The 19,233-nt window shown below is 59.7% G+C and carries 20 protein-coding genes; 8 read left to right on the top strand and 12 right to left on the bottom strand.

Annotation, left to right across the window (positions count from 1 at the left end):
* Positions 1-47: 47 nt before the first annotated feature.
* From D0B32_RS14790 to sap1, 3 genes are all read right to left on the bottom strand, one after another.
* Positions 48-602, bottom strand: a complete 555-nt coding sequence (locus D0B32_RS14790; protein ID WP_117334882.1) for a YaeQ family protein — start codon at positions 600-602, stop codon at positions 48-50.
* 231 nt (positions 603-833) lie between these two features.
* Entirely contained in the window at positions 834-1,811 is a 978-nt protein-coding gene (locus D0B32_RS14785; RefSeq protein ID WP_117334690.1) for a LysR family transcriptional regulator, read from the bottom strand.
* Positions 1,812-2,198: 387 nt separating this feature from the next.
* On the bottom strand, positions 2,199-2,540 hold the full coding sequence (gene sap1 / locus D0B32_RS14780; protein ID WP_117334689.1) for a surface attachment protein Sap1: 342 nt from the start codon (positions 2,538-2,540) through the stop codon (positions 2,199-2,201).
* A gap of 495 nt (positions 2,541-3,035) precedes the next feature.
* Here sap1 and D0B32_RS14775 point away from each other — a divergent pair, with 495 nt between their 5' ends.
* Together D0B32_RS14775 and D0B32_RS14770 are read left to right on the top strand one after the other, a co-directional pair.
* Positions 3,036-3,671 (top strand): LysE family translocator, encoded by a 636-nt coding sequence (locus D0B32_RS14775; RefSeq protein ID WP_117334688.1) that lies wholly within the window; start codon positions 3,036-3,038, stop codon positions 3,669-3,671.
* 372 nt (positions 3,672-4,043) lie between these two features.
* Complete coding sequence (locus tag D0B32_RS14770) at positions 4,044-4,208, top strand: hypothetical protein (protein WP_259295007.1); 165 nt, start codon at positions 4,044-4,046, stop codon at positions 4,206-4,208.
* Positions 4,209-4,256: 48 nt separating this feature from the next.
* Here the strand turns inward: D0B32_RS14770 and D0B32_RS14765 are convergent, their stop codons facing one another.
* Positions 4,257-4,682: an HIT family protein gene (locus D0B32_RS14765; protein ID WP_117334686.1), complete on the bottom strand. Its 426-nt coding sequence runs from the start codon at positions 4,680-4,682 to the stop codon at positions 4,257-4,259.
* Between the two features lie 173 nt (positions 4,683-4,855).
* Between D0B32_RS14765 and D0B32_RS14760 the strand changes: the two genes are divergently transcribed.
* On the top strand, positions 4,856-5,056 hold the full coding sequence (locus D0B32_RS14760) for a hypothetical protein (protein ID WP_117334685.1): 201 nt from the start codon (positions 4,856-4,858) through the stop codon (positions 5,054-5,056).
* Positions 5,057-5,132: 76 nt separating this feature from the next.
* On the opposite strand, the gene D0B32_RS32555 is transcribed toward D0B32_RS14760, so the two are convergent.
* Entirely contained in the window at positions 5,133-5,303 is a 171-nt protein-coding gene (locus D0B32_RS32555; RefSeq protein ID WP_181969808.1) for a hypothetical protein, read from the bottom strand.
* A gap of 396 nt (positions 5,304-5,699) precedes the next feature.
* Between D0B32_RS32555 and D0B32_RS32550 the strand changes: the two genes are divergently transcribed.
* Positions 5,700-5,858 (top strand): hypothetical protein, encoded by a 159-nt coding sequence (locus tag D0B32_RS32550; RefSeq protein ID WP_181969807.1) that lies wholly within the window; start codon positions 5,700-5,702, stop codon positions 5,856-5,858.
* Between the two features lie 142 nt (positions 5,859-6,000).
* Here D0B32_RS32550 and D0B32_RS32930 read toward each other — a convergent pair whose 3' ends face one another.
* The 3 genes from D0B32_RS32930 to mnmE form a co-directional block, all read right to left on the bottom strand.
* The gene (locus tag D0B32_RS32930) at positions 6,001-6,126 is read right to left on the bottom strand and encodes a hypothetical protein (protein WP_259295006.1); all 126 of its coding nucleotides are present in this window, start codon (positions 6,124-6,126) and stop codon (positions 6,001-6,003) included.
* A 671-nt stretch (positions 6,127-6,797) separates the two neighbouring features.
* Entirely contained in the window at positions 6,798-8,000 is a 1,203-nt protein-coding gene (locus D0B32_RS14750; RefSeq protein WP_117334683.1) for a tyrosine-type recombinase/integrase, read from the bottom strand.
* Between the two features lie 167 nt (positions 8,001-8,167).
* Positions 8,168-9,568: a tRNA uridine-5-carboxymethylaminomethyl(34) synthesis GTPase MnmE gene (mnmE, locus tag D0B32_RS14745; protein ID WP_117334881.1), complete on the bottom strand. Its 1,401-nt coding sequence runs from the start codon at positions 9,566-9,568 to the stop codon at positions 8,168-8,170.
* 350 nt (positions 9,569-9,918) lie between these two features.
* Between mnmE and D0B32_RS14740 the strand changes: the two genes are divergently transcribed.
* On the top strand, positions 9,919-10,323 hold the full coding sequence (locus D0B32_RS14740; RefSeq protein ID WP_117334682.1) for a helix-turn-helix transcriptional regulator: 405 nt from the start codon (positions 9,919-9,921) through the stop codon (positions 10,321-10,323).
* Positions 10,324-10,464: 141 nt separating this feature from the next.
* On the opposite strand, the gene yidC is transcribed toward D0B32_RS14740, so the two are convergent.
* The 4 genes from yidC to rpmH form a co-directional block, all read right to left on the bottom strand.
* Entirely contained in the window at positions 10,465-12,126 is a 1,662-nt protein-coding gene (yidC, locus tag D0B32_RS14735) for a membrane protein insertase YidC (RefSeq protein ID WP_117334681.1), read from the bottom strand.
* 30 nt (positions 12,127-12,156) lie between these two features.
* Entirely contained in the window at positions 12,157-12,387 is a 231-nt protein-coding gene (gene yidD, locus D0B32_RS14730) for a membrane protein insertion efficiency factor YidD (RefSeq protein ID WP_117334880.1), read from the bottom strand.
* 97 nt (positions 12,388-12,484) lie between these two features.
* Positions 12,485-12,985: a ribonuclease P protein component gene (gene rnpA, locus D0B32_RS14725; protein ID WP_117334680.1), complete on the bottom strand. Its 501-nt coding sequence runs from the start codon at positions 12,983-12,985 to the stop codon at positions 12,485-12,487.
* 14 nt (positions 12,986-12,999) lie between these two features.
* Entirely contained in the window at positions 13,000-13,134 is a 135-nt protein-coding gene (gene rpmH / locus D0B32_RS14720) for a 50S ribosomal protein L34 (RefSeq protein WP_004198824.1), read from the bottom strand.
* 380 nt (positions 13,135-13,514) lie between these two features.
* Between rpmH and dnaA the strand changes: the two genes are divergently transcribed.
* From dnaA to gyrB, 3 genes are all read left to right on the top strand, one after another.
* The gene (gene dnaA / locus D0B32_RS14710) at positions 13,515-15,131 is read left to right on the top strand and encodes a chromosomal replication initiator protein DnaA (protein ID WP_220444936.1); all 1,617 of its coding nucleotides are present in this window, start codon (positions 13,515-13,517) and stop codon (positions 15,129-15,131) included.
* A 351-nt stretch (positions 15,132-15,482) separates the two neighbouring features.
* Complete coding sequence (dnaN, locus tag D0B32_RS14705) at positions 15,483-16,586, top strand: DNA polymerase III subunit beta (protein ID WP_117334679.1); 1,104 nt, start codon at positions 15,483-15,485, stop codon at positions 16,584-16,586.
* 114 nt (positions 16,587-16,700) lie between these two features.
* Positions 16,701-19,172, top strand: coding sequence for a DNA topoisomerase (ATP-hydrolyzing) subunit B (gyrB, locus tag D0B32_RS14700; protein WP_117334678.1), 2,472 nt, complete (start codon positions 16,701-16,703; stop codon positions 19,170-19,172).
* Positions 19,173-19,233: the final 61 nt, after the last annotated feature.

Genomic DNA, 19,233 nt, shown 5'->3' with positions numbered 1-19,233 from the left:
GGCCACGCGGCCACGCTGGCCGCTCAAGCCGGCTCCATCAACCGCCCTTAAGCATTCACTGGCGCCTTCAAAACGGTCCATTCAATCGGCACCGGATCGGAGTCAGCGCTACCAAGCCACGCGGCGCCATCCTGTACCGTGCATTGCAGCCGCATGGTTCGTTCGGCGAGACCGCTAAGTGCCTCGGCGACGCCGTCGCCCAGTGACCACACCGTCACGTTGCGGAGCCGCTCCACCTTGTTGCGCACGCCTTGCCACCAGATATCGGACGTGCGGCCGCCGTAGGCGATCACCACCACTTCGTTCGAGCGCCCGCTCGCCTTGGCGATACGCCGTTCATCCGGCTGCCCGACTTCGATCCATGTTTCGATCGCACCCGTCAGATCCTTTTGCCAGAGGTCCGGTTCGTCGGTATCCGACAAACCTTTGCAGAACTCCAGCCGTTCCTGCGCGAACATCGCAAACGCCGCCACCCGCACCATCATGCGTTCGTCGGTTTCGGACGGATGACGCGCGATGGTCAGTTGGTGATCGCCGTAGTAGTGCCGATCCATGTCTGCGATCTGCAGTTCCGCTTTGTATATCGTCGATTTGAGAGCCATGCCACACCAGGAGCCCGCGCTTGCGGACCGGACAGAAAAGGAATCAATGGCGGCGCGCTGCCGCTTGCCATGTTGTTTGTACATCGCCAGCCTCCTCTCGTCTGCGGGGCGGGCCGAGCCGTCGGGTAGAACGGCGAAACGGAGCCAGCCAGGATGCAGCCGTGAAGGCGCGCTCGAATGATGCACTAGGGACGCTGCCGTGGCTGCTTATATGCAACCATCGTTGAGCATTTAGCGTGCCACCGCCGGGGCGAAGGCCGCACCATACACGTCCGCAGCCGCACTACGCAAGGCTTTCAGTACGACGGAGGCCGCCGGCGACAGCAGGTGCGACTGCCGCGTGATGATACCGAACGTATCCATTCTGTACGGTAGATCCAACGGAATCTGCTTCATCACGCCGTAGTGTTGGTATTGCCGCGCCACTTCGTCCGGCAAAACCGCCAACATGTCGCTTTGCAACAGCAAACTTGAAATGGCCAAAAAATTGTTCGTATTGACGACGTTTTGCGGCGGATTCAATCCAATCTGCGAAAACATCAGATCAAAACGATGTCGCAAGACGCTGCCCGGCGGATGCAAAACCCAGCTCGCATTGACCACGCCCCGCAGCGTCAAGCCTGTCTCATTTTCGAGAGGATGACCGGGCCGCGCGACGACGCAGAGTGGCTCATCGGCGAGCGGCTCGTAGTGCACCGCGGTTTTGAACTGATCCTGCCGTTCCAGCACGCGGCCGATCATGATGTCCAGCTCACCTTCGGCGACACGCGGCAGCATGACATCGGAGGTTTCCACCTGCACCCAGATCTGCAACTGCGGGAAGCGCTGCTTCACGCTGGCGATGGCCTGCGGCACCATCGACGCCGCCGCCGCGGCAATCACACCAATCCTCACCTGCCCTGTCAGTCCGGCGCGCAAGGCCGATATTTCATCATGCGCGTGACTCAGGTTTGACAACACCATGCGCGCGTGGCGGATCATCACTTCGCCGTACAGCGTGGCGTGCATGCCGTGCGGCGTGCGGTCGAACAGGCTCACGCCCAGCATGTCCTCCAGCTCCTTGAGCAGACGCGATGCAGCCGGCTGCGTCATGCCGAGCACATCGGCGGCGCGCCGGACGTTGCCTTCCTCCTCCATCGCCGCCAGCAACTGCAACTGGCGTGTCTTGAGCCGCGCGCGCACGAACCAGTTTGAAGAGCTGCGTGTCATGTCGTTGTCTCGATATCGCGGCTCGTGGCCGTCTGGATGGCGCGAGCTTCGATCATGCCATACCGGATTTGATATTCCGAGAGCCGTGACAGGGACGGAAAGGATATCGCGTCGAATGGCTTGGCGCGCTTCGCGGAAGTTTGACGCAACGTGACGCTGCTCAAAATGAATGTCGATTCGCAGGCACGTGCTTAGGACAACCAATTCGCGGTGGTCGTTTTATGGATTCTCGGGCGCACAGAAACAAAACGGCCGAGCAAATGCTCAGCCGCCTTATTCAACGTTTCTTAAAGCGCAGGACTAAACCCGCACGCGCCCATCTCGACCTGCTCAAAAGGTCGGCGCCATTCGAAAAACGCTCCGGTTCAAAACCAGAGCGAATTCGGATTATTGCTTGATGAAGCGGTCGTTTGCCCAGAGGCCTTGCGTATCGCTATTGCCGGCATTGACGAATTCGACGTCATGTCCGACTACGCGCACAACGCGGAAACTCGAATTCTCTGGAGTCGAGAGGCACTGATAGCCAGAGAAGAATTCCTGCATTTGCTGTTGTTCGCCCGCCTGCGCGTGCTGATCGGCTGCATCGAGCTTATCCTTCGACAAGCAGCCATAAGCGTTCGCCTTGAACTGAATGGTTTGCTCGGGCCGGACAACTGAGTCTTGAGCCTGTGCCGCTGAAACGGCCAGCAATCCCGCCGTGGCGAAAAGAAGAGCGATGCGCGATTTCATATTTTGCCTCCATGCGGGTTATTACTCAGGTTAGCTATGTATTTAACTTCTAGGTGTCACCCGCATCTTGCACTTTAGAAGAAACAGCGCCGGCTACAAGCACATCTTGTGTGCACTCGCAACAGTGGCGAATTGTCGCACCCGCAGCGATCCTGCCCGATAGCGCGCGGCGTCACAGTTAAACGCAGATTTAGAACGGATTCCTTAAGGTCGATTGATCGTCCGCGCGTTAATGGATAAAGCTTTGCGCCATGCATGCGAGTAAACGAGCATCTCCAATTAAGTGATTTAATACGAACTTATTGGTGGCTTGATGCGGCGCACACAAAGTCATTCGGCGGATAAATCGAAAATCGGGAAATAACGGGTTAGTTGCAGAATAAAAACGGTGCCAGGTCTCAGGCGGCGCTCGCGCGACGCGGATGAATGGTCGCAAAAAGGCGCTTGCACACAGCGAAAGTTCGTGGATAAATCAGCCACTTTCGGAGACGACACATGACGCTGGCCCACTGGCTTCCCTTTGCAATTGCTTCGGCGATACTCGTCGCCATTCCCGGTCCAACCGTGCTGCTGGTTATTTCTTATGCGCTGGGTCATGGACGACGTTTCGCGCTGGTCACCACCGCCGGCGTGGCGCTTGGCGATCTGACCTCGATGACTGCGTCGATGCTCGGTCTGGGTGTGATCCTGGCCGCGTCCGCGGCTTTATTCACGGCGCTCAAGTGGGTGGGCGCGGCTTACCTGATCTATCTTGGCGTCAAGCTATGGCGTGCGCCGGTGCAGGTCGCGGAGGGCGCCGATCAGATGGACACCGCAGAGACGCGCACTAGCCGCATCTTTGCGCACGCGTTTGCCGTGACGGCGCTCAATCCGAAGAGCATCATTTTTTTCGTCGCCTTCGTGCCGCAGTTCATCGACGCGCACGCGGCTGCAACGCCGCAGATCATCGTGTTCGAAGCGACCTTCGTGCTGCTCGGCACCCTGAACGCGTTCGGCTACGCGATGCTGGCGTCGGCGGCGCGGCGGGCTATCCGCAGTGCGCGTGTGCAACGGATCATCAATCGCACCGGCGGGACGCTGCTGATCGGCGCGGGAATTTTCGCTGCAACGTGGAAGAAGGCATCGACCTGAGCCATTGCTCCGGCAACGTTGCGCGAAGGGCAGTTGGGGCATGGCGGCGAGCACGAAGTTGGTTTCGTTAAAACACCCACGCACGCTCGCGGGACAAAATTACAGCCGTTGTTGAACGGTTTTACGTTCCCCCGTGAGGAAACGGCTCAAGGGCGCCTTGCGTGTTTTTCGGCGCAAGTACGTCGGGCAGCAGGCCAGATTCACGCACACGGCGCATCGGCGCCCGCTGGCGCCCGGCGTGATGCGGTTTTGCCGAAGAAGCGCGTTGTATGGGTAAAGATGGGGCCCGATGTGTGTGAGCACGACCACACATCTGGCACGCAGAGTGCGTCTACAATGCACGCAAAGGACTGGGCTACAGGAGATGCTGTCATGGAGCACCTGATACTAGGCGCGTTTCTGATCGTGCCGCTGCTGATCGTCGCCTTCCTGTTTTCTGACGAGCTGTGGCAGGAGCATCGCCAGCGCGCGGAGAAAGAGGACGCGTGGCATATCGACTGGCATCATCCTGTTCGAAGTCTGCTCCATCGACACTGACTTGAGCCGTCGCGCGCCTCACTCGCGCGTTACTCGCTTAAGTGCTGCCTAAGTGCTGCTTAAGTGCTCTATGATGCGCCGAGCTAAATTTTCCAGCGTGGCCTGCGCCGCGATCTCGCGCGCGTGCAGGCGCAGCGCGACGCCTTCCCAACGCGGTATGACGTGGAAATGCACGTGCGGGACCGTTTGGCCCGCCGCGGCACCATTGAACTGACCGATAAACACGCCGTCTGGATTTAGCGCCGCCCGAACGGCGGTGGCGATTCGTTGCGTCATGCGAATGCTCGCCACGATGGCTGCGTCGGACAGCTCAAAAATCTCCGCAGCGGATTCCTTCGGCACCACCAGCACGTGTCCGTCGGCCTGCGGCATCAGGTCCATGAAGGCGAGGGTGGTGTCGGTTTCCGCGACCTTGATGCAGGGCAGTTCGCCGCGCAGGATTCGCGCGAAAGGGTTGCTGTCGTCGTATGTCATGGCGTCTCGGTTATGGGGCAAGAGGGTGTTTAAGAACTGCCGTATCATGCGGGCAGTCACCTTCGTCTACAACGTTTCCGGGGATGGATGGCCGTCTGAATCCTGCTACGGGATTGCCCGAGGATCACGTTTAAAACACTAAAGTTTCAGCCTGGCAGGCCGTCATTCGTCTCATGAATAACGAACAATCCATCCCCTTCGGTCCGTGGCATCCGCGGTATCTCGAAGCTCGGGCGCTTGCGCTGAGTGTGGCTGCCATCCGGAAGGCGCAAGGCAAGCGGAATCCGGCCGATTACGCGGTCGGTTCGCCCAACTGGGAGGCGGGAGACGAAGAGTTTGCGCGCGACCTGCTACGCGCCCTGGGCGGCGAATAAGCGCCAGATGTGCGATAGAAGTTGATGTGAACGGTGATGCAGGCGGAAAAACCTGAGGGAGGTCCTGCGCAATCCGTCAATGTCGATGGCGCATCCAGTCAACCGGATGCGTATCCAGCCAGCGCTCGCGCCGCGCGCCGCCGTGGCGACCGTCGTCGCGGTGGTAATGCGATACGGCCCATAGCGCCACACCCACGACCGCCATTACGAGCGGCCCCAGCAAGTAAGCCAATTCGGTTTGCGTCATGACACCCTCCTTCGAGGTCGCGACTGCGAAGACTCGTGCTTTGTAGTTTAGGCGATGCATGAGGGATATCCGCAGCGTCGTGCGATCCATTTTTGTATCCATTTGTCGCTCGCCGATCAGCAGGCAAATTAATTTCGCGTTTCGTTAGACTCCGCACATTCCGATCGTTTGGCCTCCTACAGCATACGTGTGCGCTAGCCGATCCGCGGATAGTGCGTGTGCGAAGTACGCAGGACTTCTGGCCCGCCCTGTGCGGGCTTTCTTTTCGAGGCGGCGCGAGGCATGGTCTCGCGCAAACGATGGGGCGCGCCGTCCCGGCTCTGGATGTAATCTGGTCCAGGGAGCGGACGGCAAGCTGAGTTCGATGTCATGGGCCCGAGGGCGAGAGGTAGCCACATGGACGAGACAATGGTGGGTGTAGCGATTGGTTTCTCCGTGATGATGTTCGCAACGTTGTTCGTCGTCGGACACTACCGGCGCGAGAATCTGAGGCGCCGCATGATCGACCATATGCATGGGCACCGGTTATACGATTTCACGCGTCACAGGCACTGATCGGCACTGCCTTGACGCTTGTTGAGGTTGGTTACGAGTGCATCTTGCGCACGGCCGCTGCGCGACAGTCTCGAGCGCGAATTGCAGTGGGATTGCAGTATTTAACGCCGCCACGTGTGCGTGACGTTTAGCATGCGCTTGATTAACGGATGTTGTGTTTCTCGAACCATTTAATCAGCCGGTCGCGGTTCACGTGCGTGGCCCGGATAGCGGTGCCAAAGACGATCAGGATCGTCGCCATGGAAATTGCCAGCATGGACTCGGTCATCGCCGCCCCCTTCAAGCACGCCATTTTGCTTTCAGTTTAGTCCTCCTGATGTATTTGGTCCGTTAAGAGTTTGACAGGTGTACGCGTACGCTCCGCAGGAACAAAGAGGCCGCCAAGTCGGCGGCCGAAAATGGTACAACATGCGCGGGGGATCACGCACGGGACAGACTCTAAGCCATCCTATTTGAGGGGCGCGATTGAAATGCGCTAGCGACCTTGGATTTGTCGGAATCGGACTGAAATTCTGCAATTGTCGGAGGAACCGGTTCGCAAACCATTGTGAAACGCTTGCGCTGAGCGTGATCGGTTCGCCGTTTGCGGGTTTTTGAGTTGAAAGCCAGTGTGGGATGTGTGTGTGGGCGAGGCTTTCGGAGAGCGGCTTAAAGGGCTTCAGATGGATTCGGCCGAAGGCGATCGCGTTGGTCCCACATTTTTGAGTTCTTACTGGTTGACGAACCATATCCCCAGCGGTTGATCGGTGTTTCGGCCGCTTTTTCGTGGCATAACCAAGCGAAATTGGCTGAGACGGTTATTAGTCGGGTCGATATAAAGAATTAGTTTTGTTCTGTGTACCAAAAACGTCGCTTTTGCTCGGGTCGCGACGTCTTCGCTCGTGTGAATGAGCGGCGCTTTGTTTTCCCCTCTGCACTTCGCCCCGCGTTAGCTTCCACTTAACGGCGTTCGCCTCCGGCGATCTGCGCGTCAACAAAATCCGCCCACTGCTGCAACGCCTCACGTGCCTGATCCGCCAGGTTGTTTTGCGTGGCAGGATCGGTTGCAGCATCAGAACGCGCGAGCGCCTTTTCGATTGCCCCATCCGGCTGGCCCAGCTCGCGCAAATGCGACGCCGCCGAACGCCGGAAGTCGTGCAACACAAAGTGTTCGACATCGAGTCCAAGCGCCTTGACCGCCTGGTTCAAGGTGCTTTTGGCGATTGGCTGGTCCTGGTCGCCACGAACCGTTGGAAACACGTATTGCCGGCGAGTCTTCGTCTCACGCAGTTCGCGTAGCATCGTCACGGCCTGATGCGGGAGATAGATGCAGTACTCGCGCCCCTCTTTGACGCGGGCAGCCGGAATTCGCCATAGACCGGCGTTCAGATCGAACTCGGCCCACGTCGCTTCGATTAGCTCGGACTTGCGCACCGTGGTCAGAACGAGCAGATGCAATGCCAGTTTCAACGGCCGTCGAATGCTCGAGGCATCAACGGCACGCAGCATGCGGCCGATCTCGTCACCGCTCAGCACGCGAATGCGACTCTCCGGTGTGGCGAGGAAGCGCGCCGGCACGGCCAGCGCGGGATTACTGGTGGCGAGTTGCCGCGCAATCAGAAATTCGTAGAGACGCTTCACCACGTTACGGGTATGCAGCGCCATCTTTGGCGAGCCGCGTTTCTTGATGCGTTCGCATATCGCGGCGATGTCCTCGCTGGTGACGGCGCCGATGGGCTTACCGCCGACGGCCTTCAGCACGTCCTTGTCGAGCGCCCGCCGCGTCGTGCGCTGATATTCCTCGGACTTCGCGCTCATTGCCGTGGCCATATAAAGCTCAGCCGCGTCGCGCAACAGTTCAATGCGCTTTTCCGCTCCCCGGTCGCGCCGCGCAGTCGCCGCAGGAGACGTGCCGGTCGCCACCATGCCGGCGTATTTGCGCGCTCGCTCGCGTGCGACCCGCAGCGAGATCTTGCGATAGTCACCGATGGTCGCGAGCGGTTGCCGCTTGCCATCGAGCGTATAGCGAAACCGCCAGACTTTCGTGCCGGACGGCATGACTTCGAGGATCAGACCATTGCCGTCCGCGACGCTGTATCGGGTCTCGCGAGGCTGCATGGCGCGGATCTGTGTTTCGCTGAGAGGCGTGGCGGTCTTGGGCATGCGTTCATGGCATTTTTTGGTACACACGGCATCATAATTCAGAAGAGTGCGCTTTTGTGTACCAACAAATCGTAGATTTTTTGTTTGCTTAGTCTAGGGTGCCAAGCGGGTTTATGCCTTAACTAAAGGCTTAGACTGGATTCATCCGGGCGGGCAACAGCGCCGCTCTACTTTCCAATACAAAAACGACTGAAAATCACTCCAAGCAGGTCGTCCGAAGTGAATTCGCCAGTGATCGAGTTCAGTTGCTCCTGAGCGAGCCGCAGTTCCTCGGCGAACAGATCCAACGCCTGAGCGTTCTGGTCCGCCTGCTGTGCGGCGATCGCGAGGTGCTCCTGGGCCGCGCGCAACGCGATCAAATGCCGCTCGCGCGCGAGGTACACGCTTTCCGCGCCCGCCTGCCAGCCAGCAATGCGCAACAACTCCGCTCGCAGCAGCGCGATGCCGTCCCCCTGTTTCGCGGACAGGCGCACCTCGCGCAGATCGTCGCCCGCAGCGTCATCCAGTGTATTCACGGCCGCAGCCATGCCTGTGAGGTCGGTCTTGTTCAGCACGCGCAGCACCGGAACGCCGGCCGGAAAGCGTGCGGCGATCGTGACGTCTTCGTCGTTCATGCCGGTGCGGGCGTCGAGCAGATGCAGCACGACGTCAGCCCGTTCGATCTCGCTCCATGTGCGGGCAATGCCGATTTTCTCGACTTCGTCTTCCGTCTCGCGCAGGCCGGCGGTGTCGATCACATGCAGCGGAATGCCTTCGATCTGGATAGTCTGCGCGACCTTGTCCCGCGTCGTTCCCGCGATGGGCGTGACGATGGCGAGTTCCGCCCCGGCGAGCGCGTTGAGCAACGACGACTTGCCGACATTCGGTTGTCCGGCCAGCACTACCGAAAGGCCCTCGCGCAGCAACGCGCCCTGACGCGCCTCATCGAGCACGTGCGCGAGCTGCTCGCGAATACGCGTGAGCTTGCCGCGCGCATCCGCGGCTTCGAGGAAGTCGATTTCCTCTTCTGGAAAGTCGAGCGTCGCTTCGACCAGCATCCGCAGCGTGACGACGTTTTCCACCATGGCGTGGATGTCACGCGAGAACGCGCCTTCCAGCGAGCGTCCCGCCGATCGCGCCGCCGCTTCGGTACTCGCCTCGATCAGATCGGCGACGGCTTCGGCCTGCGCCAGGTCGAGCTTGTCGTTGAGGAACGAGCGGCGCGTGAACTCGCCGGGTTCGGCGAGGCGCAAGCCGATCGTGCGGCCCGCATCAATGCAACGTTGCAGCACCAGTTGCAGCACGATCGGACCGCCATGCCCCTGCAACTCGAGCACGTGCTCGCCGGTGTAAGAGTGGGGCGCGGGAAAGTACAGCGCGATGCCGCGGTCGAGCGCGTTCCCCTCGGCGTCGAGGAAGGGCACGTAACTAGCATGACGCGCTGCCAGCACCTGGCCCGTGAGGGCCTGCATCAAGGGCTCTGCGGCCGTGCCGCCCGCGCGTCCAAAGGAGATGCGCACGACGCCGATGCCTCCACGGCCGGGTGCGGTGGCAATGGCAACAATGGGATCGGAATCGGTGGCGAGCATGAGGTGATCAGCAAAAAAGCAGAGGGGATGGAGCGCCGGGAGGCGCGAGGCATTGTAGCGCGTGCGCCTGGCGTCGCTTTCGGCCAACAACAACGAGCGCGCAGATCGTTCACATCAGACAAATAAGAAATATCTTGTACACGCTAAGATAAATCCTAAGCTACTTTTGAGATTGACGAGCGCGCGTCAAACCGGCTGCAAGTCAATCTGACCGCGCCTCAACCTAATTTCACAAAACCGTGGCGCGCATTATCCGGCGGTCATTTCAAGCTAAAAATAACCTATCTAGGTAAGAATATCGCCTAACTAGTTGTCGCAAAATTGTTGGCAGTGGTTGCACAATTCGGCCTATGCCTACCTCTCAAGAAAAGAAAGCCTTTTCCAAAAGGCTGGAAACCGAGATCGCCCGGAAAAACGTCAAGGGCGCAACCCAACTCGCCAGTGCGTTTAACGATCTGCGCCCGGACGAACCGCCGGTTACGGCGCAGACCGTTCACAAGTGGCTATCGGGACGGACTATTCCCACACCGGACAAATTGCAGGTGCTGGCCGATTGGCTGAATGTACCGCTGCACTGGTTGCACTACGGACCGCCACCCGATACGAGGGCGAAGGGTTTGGGACCCGGTGAGAAATACCCGGAACCGACGCCCGAGTTGATCGAGCTTGCCTCCAAGATTGGCGGCATGGAGCCGAAGTTTCGCGACGTGGTCGAAGAACTGGTCGAGATGTACTACCACGTCGGCAAAAAGTGAAATTCGCCGTGTAACGGCAGGCCAAATAAAAAGGCCACCTGGTCTCGAACCAGGTGGCCTTTTTTGCATCCGTTGCTGCTTTCTGGGGAGGCAAATCGCGCAGCGCGTTCGCCCCTTTGCCCAGTCACATGCGGGCAGCTATTACGCCGTCGCTTTGGCCTTCGGTTTGCCCATCATGCGCGTGATGTAGTACTGCTGGGCGATCGACAGCACGTTGTTCACCACGTAGTACAGCACCAGACCGGCCGGGAAGAAGAAGAACATGACCGAGAACGCGATGGGCATGAACATCATCATCTTGGCTTGAACCGGGTCCGGCGGCGTGGGGTTCAGGCGCGTCTGCAGGAACATCGAGACCGCCATCAGCACCGGCAGGATGAAATACGGGTCTTGCTGCGACAGATCGTGAATCCAGAGAATCCACGGCGCGCCGCGCATTTCGACCGACGACAGCAGCACCCAGTACAGCGAGATGAACACCGGAATCTGGATCACGACCGGCAGACAGCCGCCGAACGGATTCACCTTCTCGGTCTTGTACAACTCCATGAGCGCGGCGTTCATCTTCTGCGGATCGCCCTTGAAGCGTTCACGCAATGCCTGCATACGCGGCGTGATGGCCTTCATGCGCGCCATCGACTTGTAGCTCGCGGCCGACAGCGGGAAGAACACGGCCTTGATCAGCAGCGTCAGCAGCACGATCGACCAGCCCCAGTTGCCCACGTAGCTGTGAATCTTGTCGAGCAGCCAGAACAGCGGCTTGGCGATGATCGTCACCCAGCCATAATCCTTCACCAGTTCCAGACCCGGTGCGATGCCCTCGAGCATGCGCTCTTCTTCGGGACCGGCAAACAGACGCGCGGTCACATCAGCCGATTGGCCCGGCGCGATGGTCGGCACCGCTTCCTTCACGCCGACGCGATACAGCGCCGGATCGATCTTCTCGACATAGATATCGCGCTTGACGCCTTGCTGCGGAATCCACGCCGTCGCGAAGTAGTGCTGGACCATGGCGATCCAGCCGTTGTCGGCCGTGGTCGCATAGTCCTGCTTGTTCTTGTCGACGTCGCTAAACGTCATCTTCTGGAAGTGATGCTGGTCGGTGTAGACGGCCGGTCCGATGAAGGTGTGCGAGAAGCGCGGCGTTTCCACCGGCTGGCTGTCACGCACGAGTTCCATGTAGACGGTCGGCGTCACCGGCGTGGAGCCGACGTTGTCGATCTTCGTGCTCACACCGATCACATAGCTGCCACGTGTGAACGTGTACGTCTTGATAACCTTCACGCCACCCTTGACCGGCGACTCGAAGCTGAGCGAGAACGACTTGGCGTCGCCCGTCAGATCGTGCGGCTGGTTCGGCACCGGCGTGTAGATGTCCGTGTGGTTCGGGAAGTCGCCGCCCAGCAGACCCGTACGCGCCAGATACGTGTGATCGGCGGTGTGGTCGAACAGGGTGATGACCAGATCCGGCTGCTTGCCGTTGCCCTTGTTGATGAGCGACAGCTTCGACAGCGTACCGCCGCGCGTGTCGATTTCACCGCTGTAGACGTCGGTGCTGAACGGGATCAACTGCGCTTGCGCGGCGGGCGGTGCGTTGCCGGCAGGCGAAGCGTTGGTGGCCGGCAGGTCAGCAGGCTGGGTTTCCGGCGTGGTCGTTCCCGGTGCTGCGCTGCCCGTGGTTTGCGTGGGCGTGGCGCTCGGGAAGAACATCGACGGGCGTCCGTGGTCGCGCTGCCAGTTGTCGAACAGCATGACCGCTGACATGAAGAAGATGACCCATAGGACGGTGCGTTTGATATCCATGCGTTGTCTCAGTGTCGATGGAACGGCGCGTCAGCGCTTTTCAGAAGTGGGAGGCGGGACAAGATCGATGCCGCCCGCCGAAAACGGGTGACAGCGGCACAAGCGCCTGACGGCGAGGTAACTACCGCGCGCGGCGCCATGATACTGGATTGCTTCGCGCGCGTAATCAGAGCAGGAAGGGTAAAAACGGCACCGGCTGCCGAGCAGTGGGCTCACGGCAACCTTGTAGAAACGCAATAAAGCGAAAAGTACCGTTTGCATGACTAATGCGGCCGACTGACGCCGCGCAAGGAGGAACATCGGACGACACTCACGCAGTCAAACAGTCGAACCTGTTGCATGAGCGTCTCCCACTGCGTCATTGCGCCGCCGGTGCCTCCGCGGAAGGCGCCTCACGACGGGCAATTTCGCGCGCTGCCTTGTCGAGCAGCGCCTCTATCTCGCTACGGCACAGCGCCTTTAACGGCGGCGACGAGGCGCCCGGCATAGCCTTCTTGTCGAAGCGCGTATGCAGACGCAGCAGCACATCCCAACCGCCAAAATCCGCGCGGCGCAGCCGGAAGGCTTCACGCGCGAGCCGACGTACCAGATTACGCGTGACCGCACGCGGTGCATACTTCTTGCCGATCACGAGACCAAGACGTGCGTCCTTGCCGGTGGGGCGGGCATATACAACGAAGTGCGCGGTGCGGCGCCACGGGCGCAAACGAAAAACGGATGAGAATTCATCCGTTTTTAGCAGCCTTGCGGCTTTGGGGAAGGCGGCTTGCGCTCGCAACGGAACCGAGCCCTGTTGCTGCGCTGCTCCAGCCGTTCCCGCACTACCGCGGTCTTCGCGTTGCACAGACGGAGCGCGCAATCCGCTCGCCAGCCTTAGATGGCGAGGCGCTTGCGGCCCTTCGCGCGACGTGCGTTGATGACCTTGCGGCCGCCAGCGGTCTTCATGCGAACGCGGAAGCCGTGGGTACGCTTGCGACGGGTAACGGAAGGTTGGTAAGTACGTTTCATGTTGCTCTCACTTGGCAGAGAATTAACCGCGCGAGCATCGCGGAAAGTGCAATGGCCGGTGGTTCAAAGATTGGTTTTCGCGGAACCCGCTATTTAAACTGGTTTTCTCTTGGTCGTCAATACTTTAGGCCGGTATTCCACAGGCTGGGACGTCGCCGGATGATTGATCCGGCCCTGTGGATAACTCCCTTTCCCGATTGTTTTGGCGTTAGAATCTCGTCCTACTTCCCAAAAATCCTGCACGCCGCTCCGGCTCGCTCGGCCCGCAATCCCTTGTGGGGCAAGCGCCTGGAGCAGTCCCGCACGGCCGCTCAGGGCCTTGTTGCATAAGTGCAACAGGGGCGGCGGCGGGCCGTCGTGCACATAACGATAGCAACTCGATGAACGATTTCTGGCAACACTGTTCTGCACTGCTGGAGCGTGAACTGACGCCCCAGCAGTACGTGACGTGGATCAAACCGTTGGCCCCGGTTGCGTTCGATGCAGCAGCGAACACGTTGAGCATCGCTGCGCCCAACCGCTTCAAGCTTGACTGGGTCAAAAGCCAGTTTTCCGGCCGCATTTCCGACATGGCGCGCGATTTTTGGCACGCCCCCGTGGATGTGCAGTTCGTCCTCGATCCCAAGGCAGGTATGCGTGGCGCAGTGGCGTCGGCGCCGCCGCAACGTCCGTCGCAGTTTGCCGGCAATGCCGGCACGGCTGCCGTGGATGCGGCTGTCAATGCGGTGCAGGCGGCCCAGGCCGGGCGTACCAATGGCGCCTATGGTGGCGCGGGCAGCGGTGCAAATGGCGGCACAAGCGGTGGCACGAACGCAGCGCACCCCAACGGCAACGCCGGCCAACATGGCAACGACGACAGCGGCGATCTCGATCTGCCGAGCCTCGACGCGAATGAAGCCGCGGCGGCACGTCGTACGTGGCGGCCGGGTCAGAGCGCCGCCCAGCAGGGCAACGCCGAAAGCGACTCCATGTACGAGCGTTCGAAGCTCAACCCCGTGCTGACCTTCGACAACTTCGTGACCGGTAAGGCGAATCAGCTGGCGCGCGCCGCCGCGATTCAGGTGGCGGACAACCCCGGCATCTCGTACAACCCGCTGTTTCTGTATGGCGGCGTGGGCCTCGGCAAGACTCACCTGATTCACGCTATCGGCAATCAGCTTCTGATGGACAAGGCCGGCGCGCGTATCCGCTACATCCACGCGGAACAATATGTGTCCGATGTGGTGAAGGCGTACCAGCGCAAGGCGTTCGACGACTTCAAGCGCTATTACCACTCGCTCGACCTGCTGCTGATCGACGATATTCAGTTCTTCTCTGGCAAGTCGCGCACGCAGGAAGAGTTCTTCTACGCGTTCGAAGCGCTGGTGGCGAACAAGGCGCAGGTGATCATCACGAGCGATACGTACCCGAAGGAAATTTCGGGCATCGACGACCGGCTGATCTCGCGCTTCGACTCCGGCCTCACCGTTGCCATCGAGCCGCCCGAACTGGAAATGCGTGTGGCCATTTTGATGCGCAAGGCGCAATCCGAAGGCGTGAGCCTGAACGAGGACGTGGCGTTCTTCGTCGCGAAGCATCTGCGTTCCAACGTGCGTGAACTGGAAGGCGCGTTGCGCAAGATCCTCGCGTATTCGAAGTTCCACGGCCGCGAGATTTCCATCGAGCTGACAAAGGAAGCGCTGAAAGATCTGCTGACGGTGCAGAACCGGCAGATTTCGGTGGAAAACATCCAGAAGACCGTCGCCGACTTTTACAGCATCAAGGTCGCCGACATGTATTCGAAGAAGCGGCCGGCGAACATTGCGCGTCCGCGCCAGATTGCGATGTATCTGGCCAAGGAATTGACGCAGAAGAGTTTGCCGGAGATCGGCGAGCTGTTCGGAGGACGCGATCACACGACCGTGCTGCACGCCGTGCGCAAGATCGCCGACGAGCGCAGCAAGGATGCCCAGTTGAACCATGAACTGCACGTGCTCGAACAGACCTTGAAGGGCTAACCCCGGGTTAAACGAGGGGTTGAGCGAGGGTTTATCCCGAGCGGTTCGAGCGGTGTGGGAACGTCAACAGCGGGGTAGCGGCGAGGCAACGGCGGGGCAGAAACACGGCGCCGAGTCAGCTGCCTAAAAACTGGGCAAAAAGCAGGAAAAATCGACCTGTTTATTTCCAAACTCGCCCCCATTTTAGTGGGGCGACGCTGTTTTCAGGCACAATACAGGTTTAACCGCCCGGCGGTTTGGGGCGGAAATCACGCCGTGACTGGCGCAGCGTAGCGCCGGCGGGGGGCCGGGGCCCGCGCGTAGGATTTGCCGAACGGAGCGCGCAGGCCGTCACATCAACGAAGGAACTCTATGCAACTGGTCAAGACCGAACGCGATAACCTCCTTAGGCCGCTGCAAACCGTGAGCGGCATCGTCGAACGCCGCCACACGTTGCCGATCCTCGCCAACTTGCTGATTACCAAGAACGGCCCCGACGTGTCGTTCCTGTCCACCGACCTCGAGCTTCAGATCACCACGCATGGCGATTTCGGCGTGGGCAGCGATTCGGTCGCGACAACGGTAGCGGCGCGTAAGCTGCTGGACATCCTGCGTGCCATGCCCGACGGCCAGGTCACGCTGACGCTCAACGACAAGCGCCTCACCGTGCAATCCGGCAAGAGCCGCTTTGCCTTGCAGACGCTCGCCGCGGACGAGTTCCCCACGGTCGCACAAGCTAAAGACTTCGGCGCGAACCTGGTGGTTCCCCAGAAAACGTTCCGCCAGTTGCTCGGCATGGTCCATTTTTCGATGGCCCAGCAGGATATTCGCTACTACCTGAACGGCATGCTGCTGGTGGTAGACGGCGACCAGTTGATGGCAGTCGCCACGGACGGTCACCGTCTGGCGTTCTCGTCCATGAAGATTGAAGGTTCGTTCCCGCGCCAGGAAGTGATCATCCCGCGCAAGACGATTCTGGAATTGCAGCGCCTGCTGGAAGATATCGACGACACGCTGAAGATCGACATTGCGCCGACTCAGGTGAAGTTCACCTTCGGTCAGGTCGAACTGGTGTCGAAGCTGGTGGAAGGCAAATTCCCCGACTTCCAGCGCGTCATTCCGAAGTCGCACAAGAACCAGTTCCTGATTGGCCGCGAAGAACTGCAGCGTTCGCTGCAACGCGCGGCCATTCTGACCTCGGACAAATTCAAAGGCGTGCGCTGCATTATCGAGCCGGGCCAGTTGAAGATCATGTCCACCAACGCGGACCAGGAAGAAGCGCAAGAAGAACTGGAAATTGCGTACACCGGCGACAGCGTCGATATCGGGTTTAACGTCACGTATCTGCTCGACGTGCTGGCAAACCTGAAGGTCGACAACTTGCAGGTGAGCCTGGGTGATGCCAGCTCCAGCGCGTTGATCACGATTCCCGAGAACGACGAATTCAAGTACGTGGTGATGCCGATGCGCATCTAAAGCGTCCAACATCGAGAAGAACACCAAGGGGCGCAGCGCCCCTTTGGCGTTTTTATGGTGTTTTGAAAAGTCCCGAGCAGTAACCCAGCAGCAACGCAGAACCGGAAAAAATCCATGACTGACACGAACAATTCGCAACCCGATAACAGCTACGGCGCCTCCTCGATTCAGATCCTCGAAGGTCTGGAGGCAGTACGGAAGCGGCCGGGTATGTACATCGGGGATACATCGGACGGCACCGGTTTGCACCACCTCGTATTCGAAGTGCTGGACAACTCGATCGACGAAGCGTTGGCGGGGCATTGCAACGATATTCAGGTGATCATCCACGCGGATAACTCCATCTCCATCACCGACAACGGCCGTGGTGTGCCGACCGGCGTGAAGATGGACGACAAGCACGACCCGAAGCGCAGCGCCGCTGAAATCGTGATGACCGAGCTGCACGCCGGCGGCAAGTTCGACCAGAACAGCTACAAGGTGTCCGGCGGCCTGCACGGCGTGGGCGTGTCGTGCGTGAACGCGCTCTCTGCGTGGCTGCGCCTCACCATTCGCCGCGACGGCAAAAAGCACTTCATGGAGTTTCACCGTGGCGTGCCGCAGAACCGCATCATTGAAGAGGTGAATGGCGTGGCCATCTCGCCGATCCAGATTACCGGCGACACCGAAAACCGCGGCACCGAAGTGCACTTCCTTGCTGACGAATCGATCTTCGGCAACATCGAATATCACTACGACATTCTGGCCAAGCGCATTCGCGAACTGTCGTTCCTGAATAACGGCGTGCGGATTCGCCTGCTGGATCAGCGCACCGGCAAGGAAGAAGATTTCGCGTTCGTGGGCGGCGTGAAGGGCTTTGTTGAGTACATCAACAAGAACAAGGCCGTGCTGCATCCGAACATTTTCCACATCAGCGGCGAGAAAGACGGCGTGGGCGTGGAAGTGGCCATGCAGTGGAACGACAGCTACAACGAAAACGTGCTGTGTTTCACGAACAACATTCCGCAGCGCGACGGCGGCACGCACTTGACCGGCTTGCGCGCGGCGATGACGCGCGTGCTGAACAAGTACATCAACGATCACGAAGTCGCGAAGAAAGCGAAGGTCGAGACCTCGGGCGACGACATGCGCGAGGGCTTGTCGTGCGTGTTGTCCGTGAAGGTGCCGGAGCCGAAGTTCAGCGCGCAGACCAAGGACAAGCTGGTGTCGTCCGAAGTGCGGGCGCCGGTGGAAGACGTGGTGGCCAAGGCGCTGGAAGAGTTTCTGCTGGAAACGCCGAACGACGCGAAGATCATCTGCAGCAAGATCGTGGATGCCGCGCGGGCACGGGACGCGGCACGCAAGGCGCGCGAGATGACGCGACGCAAGGGTGTGCTGGACGGCGTGGGCCTGCCCGGCAAGCTGGCGGACTGCCAGGAGAAGGATCCGGCGAAGTCGGAAATCTATATCGTCGAGGGTGACTCGGCAGGCGGATCGGCGAAGCAGGGACGGGACCGGAAGTTCCAGGCCATCTTGCCGCTGCGCGGCAAGGTGCTGAACGTCGAGAAGGCGCGCTACGACAAGCTGTTGTCGTCGGAGCAGATCGTTACGCTGATTACGGCGTTGGGTTGCGGGATCGGCAAGGACGATTACAACCTGGACAAGCTGCGCTATCACCGCATCATCATCATGACCGATGCTGACGTAGACGGTGCGCACATTCGTACGCTGCTGCTGACGTTCTTCTACCGTCAAATGCCGGAGATGATCGAGCGTGGCTTTATTTATATCGCGCAGCCGCCGTTGTACAAGATCAAGGCGGGCAAGGACGAGCGGTATCTGAAGGATGCGGCCGAACTGAACGCGCATATGCTGAAGCTGGCGTTGAACGGTTCCGAGCTGGTGCCGGGCGAGAACCTGACGCCGATCGCTGGGGATGCGTTGGGCGAACTGGCGCGTTCGTATCTGCTCGCGCAGGCGGTGGTGGACCGGTTGAGCCGTCTGTACGACGCTGGCGCGCTCGAGGCGGTGATGGATGGCGTGGTGATCGATCTCTCTTCGGAAGAGGCAGCGGAAGCGTCAGCGAAGGCGCTCGAGGCCAAGTTGCGCGACGATCCGTTGAAGCCTGAAGTGCGGGTCACGACGATGTATGACCAGGTGCGCGAGCTTCGGTCGTTGCGCGTCTCGCGCACGCATCATGGGAATCAGAAGATTTCCGTGCTGGATGAGGAGTTCCAGCTCACCGCTGATTACCAGCAGCTGGTGAATACCGCGCTGACTTTCAAGGGGCTCATTGGTGCGGGTGCGGTGATCAAGCGCGGTGAACGTAGTATGGCCGTGAATGACTTCAAGAGTGCCATGAAGTGGCTGATTGCCGATGCTGAGCGCAATGTTTCCAAGCAGCGTTATAAGGGGCTCGGTGAGATGAATCCTGAGCAGCTTTGGGAAACGACGATGGATCCTGGTGTGCGTCGGTTGTTGCGTGTACAGATCGAGGACGCGATTGCGGCGGATGGGATTTTCACGACGCTGATGGGTGATGATGTGGAGCCGCGTCGGGCTTTCATTGAGTCGAATGCGTTGCGGGCTGGGAATATTGATGTTTGATGGGTTGTTGATGGCGTCGGTTACTGCTGCTAGTCAAAACTGACACGAGCGGTGGGAAGAT

It is taken from the genome of Paraburkholderia sp. DHOC27, assembly GCF_003429005.1.
Lineage (GTDB): Bacteria > Pseudomonadota > Gammaproteobacteria > Burkholderiales > Burkholderiaceae > Paraburkholderia.
The sequence above is the reverse complement of the archived record's forward strand: the minus strand, read 5'-3'. Positions and strand labels throughout refer to the sequence as shown.

Bases quoted from the DNA above. Each gene is read 5' to 3' on its own strand.
- D0B32_RS32555 (WP_181969808.1), bottom strand. From the start codon at position 5,303: ATGACGCAAACCGAATTGGCTTACTTGCTGGGGCCGCTCGTAATGGCG.
- mnmE (WP_117334881.1), bottom strand. From the start codon at position 9,568: ATGCTCGCCACCGATTCCGATCCCATTGTTGCCATTGCCACCGCACCC.
- D0B32_RS14785 (WP_117334690.1), bottom strand. From the start codon at position 1,811: ATGACACGCAGCTCTTCAAACTGGTTCGTGCGCGCGCGGCTCAAGACA.
- rpmH (WP_004198824.1), bottom strand. From the start codon at position 13,134: ATGAAACGTACTTACCAACCTTCCGTTACCCGTCGCAAGCGTACCCAC.
- gyrB (WP_117334678.1), top strand. From the start codon at position 16,701: ATGACTGACACGAACAATTCGCAACCCGATAACAGCTACGGCGCCTCC.
- yidC (WP_117334681.1), bottom strand. From the start codon at position 12,126: ATGGATATCAAACGCACCGTCCTATGGGTCATCTTCTTCATGTCAGCG.
- D0B32_RS14770 (WP_259295007.1), top strand. From the start codon at position 4,044: ATGGAGCACCTGATACTAGGCGCGTTTCTGATCGTGCCGCTGCTGATC.
- D0B32_RS14760 (WP_117334685.1), top strand. From the start codon at position 4,856: ATGAATAACGAACAATCCATCCCCTTCGGTCCGTGGCATCCGCGGTAT.
- sap1 (WP_117334689.1), bottom strand. From the start codon at position 2,540: ATGAAATCGCGCATCGCTCTTCTTTTCGCCACGGCGGGATTGCTGGCC.
- yidD (WP_117334880.1), bottom strand. From the start codon at position 12,387: ATGCAAACGGTACTTTTCGCTTTATTGCGTTTCTACAAGGTTGCCGTG.
- D0B32_RS32930 (WP_259295006.1), bottom strand. From the start codon at position 6,126: ATGACCGAGTCCATGCTGGCAATTTCCATGGCGACGATCCTGATCGTC.
- D0B32_RS32550 (WP_181969807.1), top strand. From the start codon at position 5,700: ATGGACGAGACAATGGTGGGTGTAGCGATTGGTTTCTCCGTGATGATG.
- D0B32_RS14740 (WP_117334682.1), top strand. From the start codon at position 9,919: ATGCCTACCTCTCAAGAAAAGAAAGCCTTTTCCAAAAGGCTGGAAACC.
- D0B32_RS14790 (WP_117334882.1), bottom strand. From the start codon at position 602: ATGGCTCTCAAATCGACGATATACAAAGCGGAACTGCAGATCGCAGAC.
- D0B32_RS14750 (WP_117334683.1), bottom strand. From the start codon at position 8,000: ATGCCCAAGACCGCCACGCCTCTCAGCGAAACACAGATCCGCGCCATG.
- dnaN (WP_117334679.1), top strand. From the start codon at position 15,483: ATGCAACTGGTCAAGACCGAACGCGATAACCTCCTTAGGCCGCTGCAA.
- dnaA (WP_220444936.1), top strand. From the start codon at position 13,515: ATGAACGATTTCTGGCAACACTGTTCTGCACTGCTGGAGCGTGAACTG.
- D0B32_RS14765 (WP_117334686.1), bottom strand. From the start codon at position 4,682: ATGACATACGACGACAGCAACCCTTTCGCGCGAATCCTGCGCGGCGAA.
- D0B32_RS14775 (WP_117334688.1), top strand. From the start codon at position 3,036: ATGACGCTGGCCCACTGGCTTCCCTTTGCAATTGCTTCGGCGATACTC.